The organism is Cupriavidus sp. FW305-26, assembly GCF_058787975.1.
In genome coordinates, this window is record NZ_JBYTAH010000086.1 from 1 (window position 1) to 14,581 (window position 14,581).

A 14,581-nucleotide genomic window follows, 5' to 3' on the forward strand; every position below is an offset into this window, starting at 1 on the left:
TTCTTCACGCCCGGCAGCAGCTTGACCCCGCGCTGCACCGCGTGCGCGACGATCTTCATGGTCACGGCCACGCTGACATTGCTCACGCCCGGCACTTGCCGCACCGCAGCAACCACCAGCTTGCGGATCGGATCGAACTGGCTCTTCGCGGGGTAGCCGAGTTCGACTTCCAGCGAGACATCGCCGCCGTCGACGCGGATGTTCCTGGCCGAGCGGGTGGACACCAGGTCCTTGCCCGTATTGGGGTCGATGACGGTGCGCAGGGCTTCGGTGACCTGCTCAGTGCTGACGCTCAAGACAAACTCCGCTTCGATGATTTGGGGGGACTGGCGCATGATGGCCTGCGCCTAATGTATCAAAGTATGCAGCACCGGCCATGAACGCCGGAAATCCGCGCGCAATACCCTGCATAGGGTGTGGGATTACAGACATTTACAAATCTCACAAGCTTGCACTTGTGCGCGCGCCGCCATATCCATATTGTAGTGCGGTTGGACGGCCCGGTACGCCGGCACCGCAGGCGGTGCCCGGGCCGGCCGGGCCCGACGCGTACAAAGGGTTACCTGCCGCTAGCCTTGGCGTTACCATCGCGATGCGGTACCAAGAACATTTACGGGAACATCAGAAGGAGAAAGCATGAAGATCAAGCTCGTTACTGTCTCGCTCACCGCTGCCACGCTGCTGGCCGCAGGTTGCGCCACTGAACAGCAAACCCATACGGCAGTCGGCACCGGCGTGGGCGCCGCGGTCGGCGCCGGGCTTGGCAACCTGATCGGCGGCAATACCACCGGCACGCTGGTGGGCGCGGCAGTGGGCGGTGCCATCGGCGGCGCAACCGGCTACAACTGGAACGCCATCCGCGGCAAGCTGAACAAGGACACCGCGGGCACGGGCACCCAGATCACCGAGCAGCCGGATGGCACGCTCAAGGTCAACATCCCCAGCCAGGTTACCTTCGATACCGACAGCGCCACCATCAAGCCGTCGTTCCGCTCGGTGCTCGACCAGGTCGCGCAGACCCTGGGCCAGCACCAGGACGTGAGCGCCAACGTGGTGGGCCATACCGACAGCACCGGCAACCCCAACTACAACATGCAGCTGTCGCAGCGCCGCGCCCAGAGCGTGGCCGGCTACCTGGGTGATCGCGGCGTCGCACGCAACCGACTGACGGCCGAAGGGCGCGGGCAATCCCAGCCGGTTGCGGACAACGGCACTGAGGCCGGACGGGCACAAAATCGCCGCGTCGAAATTTTTTTGAAACCAATTCAAGGATGACCCAGTCATAGAAACAGGTGCCGCTTGCCACCGTTGCTGGCTCGCGATGGGTGGCTGACCTCCCGGGCGGTACCTGATTTCTCCTCCTTTTCCGTTGTGGAAAGCTGCGCCGGTTCTGACCGGCGCTTTTTTTTTTGGCCGAACGGATCCGTGGGTTTCGCCATTCCGCCATGCGGAACCGGCGCGCAGGCGCTGGCCAGTTGCTAAAATAGCCCCTTCCCGGCACGCGCCCTCCCTTCCTGGCTGGCGCCGTCCCCCTGATATTTCCCCGCTCCTGACCGGCTCCTGTTTATGACCGCACGTCGCATCCTCGTCACATCCGCCCTGCCTTATGCCAACGGCCAGATCCATATCGGCCACCTGGTGGAATACATCCAGACCGATATCTGGGTGCGTTTCCAGCGCATGATGGGCAACGAGGTCTACTACGTCGGCGCCGACGACACCCACGGCACGCCGGTCATGCTGCGCGCCGAGAAGGAAGGCATCACACCCAAGGCACTGATAGACCGCGTCTGGACCGAGCACAAGCGCGACTTCGACAGCTTCCTGGTGTCGTTCGACAACTACTACAGCACCGACGCTGAAGAAAACCGCGAGCTGTGCGAAAAGATCTACCTGGCCCTGAAGGCCGAGGACCTGATCGCCGAGCGCGAGGTCGAACAGTTCTTCGACCCGGTCAAGAACATGTTCCTGCCGGACCGCTTCATCAAGGGCGAGTGCCCCAAGTGCGGCGCCAAGGACCAGTACGGCGACTCGTGCGAGGTCTGCGGCACCACCTATGTGCCGACCGACCTGAAGAACCCGTATTCGGTGGTGTCCGGCGCCACGCCGGTGCGCAAGTCGTCGGCCCATTACTTCTTCAAGCTGTCCGATCCGCGCTGCGAGACCTTCCTGCGCGAATGGGTGGCCGACCTGGCCCAGCCCGAGGCCGCCAACAAGATGCAGGAATGGCTGGGCGCCGAGGGCGAGGCCTCGACCCTGTCCGACTGGGACATCTCGCGCGATGCGCCCTACTTCGGCTTCGAGATCCCCGGCGCGCCCGGCAAGTACTTCTACGTGTGGCTGGACGCCCCGATCGGCTACTACGCCAGCTTCCAGAACCTGGCCGCGAAGAAGGGCATCGACTTCGACGCCTGGGTCGGCCCGCATTCGACCGCCGAGCAGTACCACTTCATCGGCAAGGACATCCTGTACTTCCACACGCTGTTCTGGCCGGCGATGCTGCGCTTCTCGGGCTACCGCACCCCGACCAATGTGTTCGCCCACGGCTTCCTGACCGTGGACGGCGCCAAGATGAGCAAGTCGCGCGGCACCTTCATCACCGCGCAGAGCTATGTCGACACCGGCATGAATCCGGAATGGCTGCGCTACTACTTCGCCGCCAAGCTCAACGCGAGCATGGAAGACCTCGACCTGAACCTCGATGACTTCATTGCGCGCGTGAACAGCGACCTGATCGGCAAGTACGTCAATATCGCCAGCCGCGCCGCGGGCTTCCTGGTCAAGCGTTTCGAAGGCAAGGTCGACGAGGCCGCGCTGGCCCACCCGCTGCTCGAACAGCTGCGCCAGGCCGCACCGCAGGTCGCCCACCTCTATGAAGCCCGCGAGTACAGCAAGGCGTTGCGCCTGGTGATGGAGCTGACCGATGCGGTCAACGCCTTCGTCGACACCGAGAAGCCGTGGGAACTGGCCAAGGACGAAAACAAGCGCGCGGCGCTGCATGCGGCGTGCTCGGTCTCGCTGGAAGCCTTCCGCCTGCTGACGGTCTACCTGAAGCCGGTGGTGCCGAACGTGGCTGCCGGCGTTGAGCGCTTCCTGAACGTCGAGCCGTTGGACTGGCGTGCCATCGACAAGCAGCTGTCGGCCGCCAGCCCGGTGCAGGCCTACCAGCACCTGATGACGCGCGTCGATGCCAAGCAGGTCGACGCGCTGCTGGCTGCCAACCGCGAATCGCTGCAGGCAACCGCGGCGCCGGCCGCCGCGGGCGCGGCGATCGAGCCGATCGCCGACACCATCACCATCGACGACTTCGCCAAGGTGGACCTGCGCGTCGCGAAGATCGTCGAATGCCAGAAGGTGGAAGGTTCGAACAAGCTGCTGCAGCTGACGCTGGATCTGGGCGAAGGCCGCACCCGCAATGTGTTCTCCGGCATCCAGTCGGCCTACACGCCGGAGCAGCTGGTCGGCAAGCTGACCGTGGTGGTGGCCAACCTGGCCCCGCGCAAGATGAAGTTCGGCGTGTCCGAAGGCATGGTGCTGGCTGCGTCTGCGGCGGATGAGAAGGCCACGCCGGGCCTGTATATCCTGGAACCGCACGAGGGCGCGGTGCCGGGCATGCGCATCGGCTGAAGCAGGGCACTCATTGCCGTTCCCCTCTCCCGCTGGCGGGAGAGGGCGGCAAACCCGCGGTAACGCCATGTTCCGCGCGTCCCATCGGTAGCGATCCAAGGCCAGCCGGGCCTCTGGATCGACCCGCCACACCGCCCGAGATTCTGCAATGCAGAACAGAACGGGCAGCACCCCTCCTCCCCCTCGCTCGCGCGCTATGCACGCGCGGCATGTCATACATGGTTCTGGCGCATCGCGCTTGTGACCCCTGGACGAGCCGCGTAGATTCCACCTCGCAGAATCACAAACCAAAAAACAGAAGCCGGCCACGCAACGCTGCTTGCGCGACGCCGCTTCGCATGGAAGGGGACATTTGTGAAGAAGCTCCTGATCGCCAATCGTGGCGAGATCGCGTTGCGCGTGCAGCGCGCCGCACGAGACCTTGGCATCGCCACCGTGGCGGTCTATGCCACCGACGACGATGCCAGCCGGCACCGCCTGCTGGCCGACGAAGCTGTCGCGCTGCAGGGCCAGGGGGCCGCTGCCTATCTCGACATTCCCGCCATCATCAGCGCAGCGCGCGCCACCGGCTGCGACGCCATCCACCCTGGCTATGGCTTTCTCAGCGAGCGCGCCGACTTTGCCAGCGCTTGCGCAGCCGCGGAGATCATCTTTGTCGGCCCCGAGCCCGAGCAGCTGGCCCTGTTCGGCGACAAGGGCCGCGCGCTGGCGCTGGCCGCGCGCTGCGGCATACCGGTGATGCCCGCCACCGCGGGCGGCGCCACGCTCGATGCGGTGACCGCATTCTTCGACGAACAGGACGGCGCCGGCGTGGTGCTCAAGGCGGTGGGCGGCGGCGGCGGGCGCGGCATGCGCGTGGTGCGCGAGCGCGACGCGCTGCCCGAAGCCTATGCGCGCTGCCGCTCCGAAGCACGCTCGGCCTTCGGCATCGATGCCATCTACGCCGAACGGCTGGTGGCCCGCGCGCGCCATATCGAAGTGCAGATCGCCGGCGACGGCCACCATGTGATCGCACTGGGCGAGCGTGACTGCACGCTGCAACGCCGCTTCCAGAAAGTGGTCGAGATCGCGCCCAGCCCGGCGCTCGATCCGGCGCTGCGCCGGCGCATTGTCGATGCCGCCTGCACGCTGGCGCGCGAAGCGCGCTACCGCAGCCTGGGCACGTTTGAATTCCTGGTCGAAGAGCCCGAGGACGGTGCGCGCCGCGATGGCGCGGCCCTGGCCTTTGTCTTTATCGAAGCCAACCCGCGCCTGCAGGTCGAGCACACCGTCACCGAACAGGTCACCGGCGTGGACCTGGTGGCCGTGCAGCTGGGGCTGGCCGAAGGCCGGCGCCTGGCGGAACTGGGGCTGGACCCGCAGCACCCGCCGCGCGTGCGCGGCTATGCCATCCAGGTGCGCGTGAATGCCGAGGCCACCGACGCGCAAGGGCTGGCACGTCCGGCACAGGGGCGGCTGGAGCGTTTCGATCCGCCCACCGGGCCGGACGTGCGCGTCGACACCCACGGCTATACCGGCTATGCACCGTCCGCGCATTACGACACGCTGCTGGCCAAGCTGATCGTCACCTCGGCCAGCGACAACTTCGCTGACGCAGTGCGGCGCCTGCAGCGCGCGCTCGGGGAATTCAATATCGGCGGCATCGTCACCAACCTCGACCTGCTGCGGGCGCTGGCCGAGCGCGACGACTTTGCCAGCCAGCACGTGCATACGCGCTATATGGAAGCCGCGCTGCCCGCCCTGCTGGAACGCGCCGCGCAGATTGCGGCGCAGGACGCGGCGCGGCAGGCCCTCGCAGGAGGCAGCGCCCCCAGGGTGGCTGCACCTTCCAGCACGGCAAGCTTCGAGGAGCGACTGGGCGAGGGCCTGTGCGCGGTGCGCGCGTCCATGAACGGACGCGTGATCGAACTGGCGCGCGAGAACGACCTGGTCAAGGCCGGCCAGACCGTGGCCGTGCTCGATGCGATGAAGATGGAACATGCCATCGTGGCCGAGCACGCGGGCCGCGTGATCGACCTGCGCACCGCTTCCGGCGAGCAAGTCGCCGAGGGCCAGGTCATGCTGGTGCTGGAGCCTGCCGACGCCGGCGCCCATGCCGACGGCAAGGCCGAGCACACCGACCCGTCGGCGATCCGCGCCGACCTGCAGCGCGTGCTCGACCGCCATGCCTTCCTGTACGACGCGGCCCGCCCCGAGGCCGTGGCACGCCGCCATGCGCGCGGCCAGCGCACCGCGCGCGAAAACGTCGACGACCTGTGCGATGCCGGCAGCTTCCGCGAATACGGCGGCCTGGCGCTGGCGGCACAGGCCAGCCGGCGCAGCGAGGCCGACCTGATCGCCAACACCCCTGCCGACGGGCTGATCACCGGCACCGGCGCCGTCAACGGCAGCCTGTTCGCACCGGAGCGCGCGCGCTGCGCGGTGCTGGCCTACGACGCCACCGTGCTGGCCGGCACCCAGGGCAAGCGCAACCATATCAAGACCGACCGCATCCTGGAGGTGGCGCTGCGGAACCGGCTGCCCACGGTGATCTTTGCCGAAGGCGGCGGCGGCCGCCCGGGCGACATCGACTTCCCCACCGTGGCCGGCCTGTACCAGCCTTCGTTCGCCGCCTTCGCCGAGCTCAGCGGCGAAGTGCCGGTGGTGGGCATCGCCTCCGGGCGCTGCTTTGCCGGCAATGCCGCGCTGCTGGGCTGTTGCGACCTGATCATCGCCACGCGCAACGCCAATATCGGCATGGCCGGCCCGGCCATGATCGAGGGCGGCGGCCTGGGCGTGTTCCGCCCCGAGGATATCGGCCCGGCCACGGTGCAGTACCACAACGGCGTGGTCGACCTGCTGGTCGACGATGAGGCCGACGCGGTGGCCGCGGCCAGGCATTACCTGTCGATGTTCCAGGGCCGTGTCGACGACTGGCAGGCGCCTGACACGCTGGCGCTGCGCCAGGTGGTGCCGGAAAACCGCCTGCGCGTCTACGACACGCGCGCCGCCATCGCCGGCCTGGCCGACGCGGGCAGCGTGCTGGAACTGCGCGCCGGCTTCGGCACCGGCATCCACACCGCGCTGGCGCGCATCGAAGGCCGGCCCGTCGGCATTCTCGCCAACAACCCGCGCCACCTCGGCGGCGCCATCGATGCCGACGCCGCCGACAAGGCCGCGCGCTTCATGCAGGTGTGCAATGCGCACGGGCTGCCGATCGTATCGTTGATCGACACGCCGGGCTTCATGGTGGGCCCGGAGGTCGAGGCCCGCGCCCAGGTGCGCCATGTGTCGCGCATGTTCGTCGCCGGCGCCAAGCTGCGCGTGCCGTTCCTGGCGGTGGTACTGCGCAAGGGCTACGGCCTGGGCGCGATGGCGATGGCCGCGGGCGGCTTCCGCGCGCCAACCTTCACGGTCTCGTGGCCAACCGGCGAATTCGGCGGCATGGGCCTGGAGGGCGCGGTGCGGCTGGGCTTCCGCAAGGAGCTGGAAGCGCTGCCGGCCGGCCCGCAGCGCGATGCGCTGTACCAACAGCTGGTGGCGCAGATGTACGAGCGCGGCCATGCCATCAACGCCGCTGCGGCATTGGAGCTGGACGCCGTGATCGACCCCGCCGCCACCCGCCAGTGGGTGGTCAGCGGGCTCGAGGCCGGTGCCGCCAATCCCCAGCGCCCGATGCGCACCTTCGTCGACGCCTGGTAGGCGCGGCGGCGGACAGAACCAGAGCGAAAGCAAGAGGAGACAGCAGATGAACGAACAGGCGTTCTTCGAGGACCTGGAAGCCCGGCATCGCAAGATCTGGCCCGCAGGCCTGCCCGACGCACCGGTCTACCCCCATGGCGAGGCCCCGCTGGGCGACTACCTGCGCGCGTGGGCGCGCAAGCGCCCGGACCACGCCGCGCTGGTCTGGTACGGCACCACCGTGACCTATGCCGAGCTCGACAACCTGTCCGAGCGCTGCGCCGCGCTGCTCAAGGGCCGCGGCGTGGGCGCGGGCGACCGGGTAGCGGTGATGATGGGCAACTGCCCGCAGTTCCACGTGGTCTTCTACGGCATCCTGAAGCTGGGCGCGGTCTATGTGCCGGTCAACCCGCTCTTCAAGGAACAGGAGCTGGTCTACGAACTGAACGATGCCGGCGCCACCACCGTCATCGTGCAGGACCAGCTTGCGCCGCTGCTGATGTCGGTGCGCGCGCAGACGCGGCTGCGCACCGTCTACACCACCAGTGCCGGCGCGATGTTGCCGGCACAGCCGGACCTGCCGCTGCCAGCGGGCCTCGACGCGCCCCCGCTGACCGTGGAAGGCACCATCGACCTGCTGCAGGCACTGCGCGACACCGCGCCGGTCGCACTGCCCCCGGTCGACATGGACGCGCTGGCCGCACTGAACTACACCGGCGGCACCACCGGCCTGCCCAAGGGCTGCATGCACACGCAGCGCGACATGGTCTACACCGCGGCGGCTTCCTACGCGCTCACCGGCGGTGTCGATGCGGAACGGCTGGCAGAAGGCTCCGGCGACGTGATGCTGAACTTCCTGCCGATGTTCTGGATCGCGGGCGAGAACCTCGGGCTGATCTATCCGATCTTCAGCGGCGCGACCGTGGTGCTGCTGGCGCGCTGGGACCCGGTCGCGGTGATGGCCGCGATCGAGCGCTATCGCGTCAACCGCACCTTCGTGGTGGTGGACAACGCGGTCGAGCTGATGAACCACCCCGAATCCGGCCGCTACGACCTGCGTTCGCTGCAGCACACGCGCGCCGCCTCGTTCATCCGCAAGATCACCCCCGACATCCGCCAGCGCTGGCACGCGCTGACCGGCAGCATCATCGCCGAAGGCGCCTGGGGCATGACCGAGACCCATACCAGCGACACCTTCACCACCGGCATGCAGGACGACGACATGGACCTGCGCGGCCGCCCGGTCTTTGTCGGCCTGCCGGTGCCGGGCACGCGCATCAAGATCTGCGACTTCGACACCGGCGCGGTGCTGCCGGTCGGCGCGGAAGGCGAGATCGTGGTCAGCACGCCGTCGCTGTTCAAGGGCTACTGGGGCCGCCCCGACGTCGATGCCGAGGTATTCCGCGACGGCTGGTTCCGCACCGGCGATATCGGTGCCTATGACGAGGCGGGCTACCTGCATTTCCTGGGACGGCGCAAGGAGATGCTCAAGGTGCGCGGCATGAGCGTGTTCCCGTCCGAGCTGGAGGTGCTGCTGTCGCGCCACCCGGCGGTGCTGGGGTCGGCCGTGGTCGGCCGCCCCGACCCGGACAAGGGCCAGGTGCCGGTGGCCTTTATCCGCCTGCGCGCCGAGCACGCCGACGGCATCACTGCCGACACGCTGCATGCATGGTGCCGCGAGCAGATGGCGGTCTACAAGGTGCCCGAGATCCGCATCCTGCCCGAGTTTCCGCTGACCGCCACCGGCAAGGTGCGCAAGGTCGAGCTGCAGGCCTTGCTGGATACCGAGGCCGGCGGCTGAACGGGACCGCTGTCGGGTAGTACCGCCGCACCGGACGAGGACGCCGCGCGCACGTCCCGCACGCCTGCGCGTCGAACAAGCGCGGCTGGCGTGCAACGGCACAACGAGGGAGCCAACGGTTATGCAGGACCGATCCACCGGCAATGCCTTCAAGGAAGACCGCCACTTCGTCACCGCGCTGGCGCGCGGGCTGGAAGTGCTGGCCTGCTTCCGCACCAGCGACCGCGTACTGGGCAACCAGGAAATCGCCCGGCGCTGCGGACTGCCCAAGTCGACCGTATCGCGCCTGACCTCCACCCTGACCCGGCTGGGCTATCTGGCGCAGGCCGAAGGCAGCCACAAGTACAGCCTGGGCACGGCCTGCCTGCGGCTGGGCAGCGCCATGCTGTCGCGGCTGGACATCCGCAAGGTGGCACGACCGCTGATGCAGGAGCTGGCGGACTTTTCCGGCGGCACGGTGTCGCTGGGCACGCGCGACCGGTTCTCGATGATCTATGTCGAGCACTGCCGCAGCTGCGCCGCGATTGCGCTGACGCTCGATACCGGCTCGCGCATTCCGGTCGCCACCTCGGCCATCGGCCGCGCCTGGCTGGCGGTGGTGCCGGACGAAGAGCGGCAGGCCTTCATGGAACAGGTGCGCGACGTCGACGACATGGCATGGCCGCGCCTGCGCCAGGGCATCGAACAGGGCCTGGCGGACCACCTCACCCTGGGCGTGACCTGCTCGATGGGCGATTGGCAGCCGGACGTCAACGGCATCGCGCGCGGCTTCGAGCCCGGCCATGGCATGCCGCCTATGGCCATCAACGTAGGCGGACCGTCGTTCCGGCTGTCCCCGTCATTCCTGCTCGACGAGGTGCGCCCGCGCCTGCTGGAGGTGGTACGCCAGCTGGAAGGCAGCTTCCCGCGCTGAGCGCATCCGTTGTTCACACCAACAGCGCCGCCACGAGACGGCGCAACAGGAGGAGCACCATGCAAGTAAAGTTGACCGACGCCGCCCGGCGCCGCCTGCTGGCCGGCATGCTGGCCGCCGCCACCATCCCCGCGGCCCAGGCCGCCCCGCCCTCGCCGGCCACCGGCAGCCTCACCGTCGCCTTCGGCGCGGAGTCGACCACGCTCGATCCGGTCAAGATCTCGGCCGGCGTCGACCACTACTTTGTCGGCCAGATCTTCGAGATGCTGGTGCGCCGCAATGCCGCGCTCAAGGACGAGAACTGGCTGGCGGAGAACTGGAAGCTGGAAACCGGCAAGGACGGCAAGCCCGTGCTCGACGTGCAGCTACGCAAGGGCGTGCGCTTCCACAACGGCGACCCGCTGACCTCCGAGGACCTCGAGTTCTCCTGGCAACGCCAGCGCGACCCCAAGAGCAGCTTCTTCTCGCACTATGTCTCGTCGGTCGAGCGTTTCGAGATCGTGGATGCGCACCGCTTCAGGCTGCATTTCAAGGAGCCGGATGCGCAGTTCATCGTCGGCAACATGCAGCTGTGGGCCATGCCCAAGAAGTACATCCAGAAGGTCGGCGAAGAAGAGTTCGCCCGCAAGCCGGTCGGCACCGGGCCATGGAAGTTTGTCTCGCGCACGGTCAAGGACGAGCTGAAGCTGGAAGCCTTTGACGGCTACTGGAACAAGGAGAAACGGCCCGGCGTCAAGGAGCTGACCATCAAGGTGATTCCCGAGGACCTGACCCGGGTGGCGGCCTTCAAGACCGGCAAGGTCGATTTCATCGACAACGTGCCGCCTTCGATGGTCGAAGAGTTCAAGAAGATGCCCGGCGTGAAGACCGTCACGCTGGTGAGCGGCAACAACCTCTTCCTCAATTTCAACACGCAGATGCCGAAGTCGCCGTTCAACGATGTGCGCGTGCGGCAGGCGGCCGCGCACGCCATCGATGTCGACGCCATCATCAAGCGCGTGCTGTTCGGCCAGGGCGAGCGCTATGCGCAGGTGGGCAAGGAGTCGAATGGCTACGACCCCGAGCTCAAGCCCTACGCCTTCGACCAGAAGCGTGCGCGCGAGCTGCTCAGGCAGGCGGGCTACCCCAATGGCTTCGAGACCCCCTGCTACAACCTCACCACGCCGCGCGAACCTGGCGTGAAGGAAGTGGGCGAAGCCATGTATGCCTACCTGAGTTCCGTGGGCATCCGCTGCCAGGTGCGCAACCTGGAGTACGGGGCCTGGATCAGCCTGGGCAAGCGCGGCCGCTCGGGCCCGCCGGAGATGGACGGCGTGCTGAGCTGGATGTGGTCGCAGGGGCTGCCCGGCGATCCGGGCCTGGCCTGGTCCGGCCATTTGCACAGCTACCAGGGCGGCGGCGGCTGGGGCACCTATTCCTACACCAGCGACCCCGAGGTCGACGCGCTGCTGGAGAAGCAGCGCCAGACCATGGACCCCGCGGCGCGCACCGCGCTGCTGCGCCAGATCGCGCGGCTCAAGCAGGAGCGCGTGCTGGGTGGCCTGCCGACCTACCGGCCGCTGGTGACCTTTGCCTGGCGCGACAACAAGATCGACTACGTGCCCTGGCCCATCCGCGACTACTGGCGCTCGTTCCAGGAAGTCAGCTGGAAGCAGCGCTGATCCGCCGCCGCGCCCGGCGCCCGTGCCGGGCGCGGCATTCCCGCTGACGAATCTCCGACGGAGCCTGTCATGCCTATTGCAAAACGCCTGCTGCACGGCCTGATCAGCATCCTTGGCGCGAGCGTGATCATCTTCCTGATCTCGCGCCTGTCCGGCGACCCGCTTGCCTTGCTGCTGCCGGCCGACGCGCCGCCGCAGGTGATCGAGGCAACGCGCCGCCATCTCGGCCTGGACCAGCCCCTGGTGGCGCAGTACCTGGTCTTCCTCGGCCATGCCGTCACCGGCGACTTCGGCAACTCCTACCGCTGGCAGGAACCGGCACTGGGGCTGATCCTGGAGCGGCTGCCGGCCACGGTGGAGCTGGCGCTGGCCGCGCTGGGCTTCTCGATTGCGATGGCGGTGCCGTTCGGCGTGCTGTCGGCGGTCTACCGCGGCTCCTGGTTCGACCGCTTTGCCAAGGTCTTCGCCATGCTCGGCCAGGCCATGCCCAACTTCTGGGTCGGGCTGCTGCTGATCCTGTTCTTCGCGGTGCAGCTGAACTGGCTGCCGGCGTTCGGGCGCGATTCCTGGAACAGCCTGGTGCTGCCCGCGATTGCGCTGGGCTGGTATCCGGTGGCGGCGCAGACCCGCGTGGTGCGCTCGGCCATGCTGGATGTGCTCGACAGCGACTACATCCGCATGGGCCGCGCCATGGGCCTGCCCGAGCGCGTGCTGATCTGGAAGTACGCGCTGCGCAACGCGGCGATTCCGCTGGTGACCATCCTCGGCGTGTACTTCGCGGCGATGCTGGGCGGCGCCTTCGTGGTCGAAGTCATCTTCGCCTGGCCAGGCGTTGGCCGCACCGTGGTCGAGGCCGTGTTCGCGCGCGATTTTCCCGTGGTGCAGGCGGGGGTGATGCTCACCTCCGTGCTGTTCGTGCTGTCCAACCTGCTGGTCGACCTGAGCTACGGCCTGATCGACCCGAGGATCCGCCATGCCTGAGATCACCGCTCCTCCCGCCAGCGCCACGGCGGCGCCGGCCCGCAAGCGCCAGCGGCGTGACCTGGGTGGCCTGCCCTGGTTTGCGCTGGCAATCTTCCCGGTGCTGCTGGTCTGCGCCGTCGGCGGCGAGGCGCTGCTGCCGCACGACCCCAACGGCCTCGACCTCGGCCTGGCCTTCCAGCCGCCGGCCTGGCTGGAGGGCGGCAGCTGGGCCTATCCGCTGGGCACCGACAACATGGGGCGCGACCTGCTCTCGCGCATCATGGCCGGCACGCGCATCTCGCTGGTGGTCGCGCTGTACGCCATCCTGATCTCGGGCGGCATCGGCACCGCCGCCGGCATGCTGGCCGGCTACTTCGGCGGGCGCCTGGACGCGCTCATCATGCGGCTGGTCGATATCCAGATGTCGATCCCCGCGCTGGCGCTGGCGCTGGTGCTGGCCGCGGTGCTGGGCCCGGGCTTCAATACCGTGGTGCTGGTGATCGTGGTGACCTACTGGACCTGGTACGCGCGCATCGTGCGCGGCGAGGTGATGTCGCTCAAGCAGCGCGACTACGTGGCGCTGGCGCGCGTGGCCGGCTGCGGCACGCTCACCATCTTCCGCCGCCACCTGCTGCCCAACCTGCTCAACACCCTGCTGGTGCTGGCCACGCTGCAGGTGGGCCAGGTGATCATCTTCGAGGCCTCGCTCAGCTTTCTCGGCCTTGGCATCCAGCAACCCGATGTGTCATGGGGGCTGATGCTGGCCGATGCGCGCAACTACATCACCAACGCGTGGTGGGCCATCACCATGCCCGGACTGGCCATCATGGCCACCTGCCTGGCGTCCAACCTGCTGGGCGACTGGCTGCGCGACCACTTCGACCCGAAAAGGAGGCAGCTATGACCGGCCCCGACCCGCACGTGACGCAACGCCCGTCGCCAACGCCCGCCGCCGGGGGCTCCCCCCGCGGCGCGCCCATGCTGTCGGTGCAGGGGCTGACCACGCACCTAGGACTGCGCCGCGGCACGGTGCGCGCCGTGGACGGCGTCGACCTGCACGTGCATGAAGGCGAGACCCTGGGCGTGGTGGGCGAATCCGGCTCCGGCAAGTCCATGACCATTCTGTCCATCCTGCGCCTGCTGCCGCGCCAGGGCGGCGTGCAACTGGGCGGCAAGGTGCTGCTCGATGGCGTGGACCTGCTGCAGCTGCCCGAGAAGACCATGAGCACGCAGTACCGCGGCCGCAAGATCGCGATGATCTCGCAGGACCCGCTGACCTCGCTGAACCCGGTCTTCACGGTGGGCGACCAGGTCGGCGCGCCGCTGCGCTACCATGGCCGCGCCGACAGCCGCGAGGCGCGCCGGCGCCAGGTGGTGCAGGTGCTGGACAGCGTGCGCATCCCCTCGCCCGAGACGCGGCTGGACGACTATCCGCACCAGTTCAGCGGCGGCATGCGCCAGCGCGTGGTGACCGGCATGGCCATTGCCAGCGCGCCGCGCCTGCTGGTGGCGGACGAACCCACCTCGGCACTGGACGTGACCATCCAGGTGCAGATCATGGCGCTGTTCCGCAAGATCCAGGCGCAGACCGGTGTCGGCATCATCCTGATCACGCACGACCTGGGCGTGGCGGCCAGCATCTGCCACCGGGTGGCGGTGATGTACGCCGGGCGCATTGTCGAGACCGGCGATGTGCGCACGCTGTACCAGCGCCCCGCCCATCCCTACACGCAGGCCCTGCTCCAGGCCATTCCCCACTTCGGCGAAAAACGCGAGCGGCTCTACGCCATCCAGGGCAGCCCGCCCAGCCTGATCGACCCGCCGCACGGCTGCCGCTTCGCGGCGCGCTGCCCGCACCGCAAGCCGCTGTGCGATGACGCCTATCCCCCCGAGATCGAACTTGAATCCGGCCACAAGGTCAGCTGCTGGCTGGCTTCGGCCGGCTGAGAACCCAGG

Annotated in this window: 10 protein-coding genes; 9 read left to right on the forward strand and 1 reads right to left on the reverse strand. The window is 68.1% G+C overall.

Translation table 11 applies throughout. The features are described 5' to 3' along the window. A partial coding sequence (locus AC3WQZ_RS31200) for an iron-sulfur cluster assembly protein (RefSeq protein ID WP_492301873.1) occupies positions 1 to 296 on the reverse strand: 296 nt, incomplete at its 3' end. Positions 297 to 636: 340 nt separating this feature from the next. Here AC3WQZ_RS31200 and AC3WQZ_RS31205 point away from each other — a divergent pair. The 9 genes from AC3WQZ_RS31205 (at position 637) to AC3WQZ_RS31245 (ending at position 14,572) form a co-directional block, all read left to right on the forward strand. Beyond that, the gene (locus AC3WQZ_RS31205; RefSeq protein WP_010813856.1) at positions 637 to 1,275 is read left to right on the forward strand and encodes a YiaD family glycine zipper/OmpA-like lipoprotein; all 639 of its coding nucleotides are present in this window, start codon (positions 637 to 639) and stop codon (positions 1,273 to 1,275) included. 291 nt (positions 1,276 to 1,566) lie between these two features. After that, positions 1,567 to 3,627, forward strand: coding sequence for a methionine--tRNA ligase (gene metG / locus AC3WQZ_RS31210; protein WP_011615922.1), 2,061 nt, complete (start codon positions 1,567 to 1,569; stop codon positions 3,625 to 3,627). A gap of 354 nt (positions 3,628 to 3,981) precedes the next feature. Beyond that, positions 3,982 to 7,308, forward strand: coding sequence for an acetyl-CoA carboxylase family protein (locus tag AC3WQZ_RS31215; protein ID WP_492301874.1), 3,327 nt, complete (start codon positions 3,982 to 3,984; stop codon positions 7,306 to 7,308). Between the two features lie 46 nt (positions 7,309 to 7,354). Beyond that, on the forward strand, positions 7,355 to 9,088 hold the full coding sequence (locus AC3WQZ_RS31220) for an AMP-binding protein (RefSeq protein WP_010814894.1): 1,734 nt from the start codon (positions 7,355 to 7,357) through the stop codon (positions 9,086 to 9,088). A 121-nt stretch (positions 9,089 to 9,209) separates the two neighbouring features. Next, positions 9,210 to 10,001 carry an IclR family transcriptional regulator gene (locus AC3WQZ_RS31225; RefSeq protein WP_492301875.1) on the forward strand — a complete coding sequence of 264 codons (792 nt, stop codon included), beginning with the start codon at positions 9,210 to 9,212 and terminating at the stop codon, positions 9,999 to 10,001. A gap of 59 nt (positions 10,002 to 10,060) precedes the next feature. After that, the gene (locus AC3WQZ_RS31230) at positions 10,061 to 11,662 is read left to right on the forward strand and encodes an ABC transporter substrate-binding protein (protein WP_011615925.1); all 1,602 of its coding nucleotides are present in this window, start codon (positions 10,061 to 10,063) and stop codon (positions 11,660 to 11,662) included. 69 nt (positions 11,663 to 11,731) lie between these two features. Next, the gene (locus tag AC3WQZ_RS31235; protein WP_058697770.1) at positions 11,732 to 12,643 is read left to right on the forward strand and encodes an ABC transporter permease; all 912 of its coding nucleotides are present in this window, start codon (positions 11,732 to 11,734) and stop codon (positions 12,641 to 12,643) included. Then, positions 12,636 to 13,529: an ABC transporter permease gene (locus tag AC3WQZ_RS31240; RefSeq protein WP_011615926.1), complete on the forward strand. Its 894-nt coding sequence runs from the start codon at positions 12,636 to 12,638 to the stop codon at positions 13,527 to 13,529. The genes AC3WQZ_RS31235 and AC3WQZ_RS31240 overlap by 8 nt, the downstream gene beginning before the upstream one ends. After that, positions 13,526 to 14,572 carry an ABC transporter ATP-binding protein gene (locus AC3WQZ_RS31245; protein WP_010814899.1) on the forward strand — a complete coding sequence of 349 codons (1,047 nt, stop codon included), beginning with the start codon at positions 13,526 to 13,528 and terminating at the stop codon, positions 14,570 to 14,572. The genes AC3WQZ_RS31240 and AC3WQZ_RS31245 overlap by 4 nt, the downstream gene beginning before the upstream one ends. Positions 14,573 to 14,581: the final 9 nt, after the last annotated feature.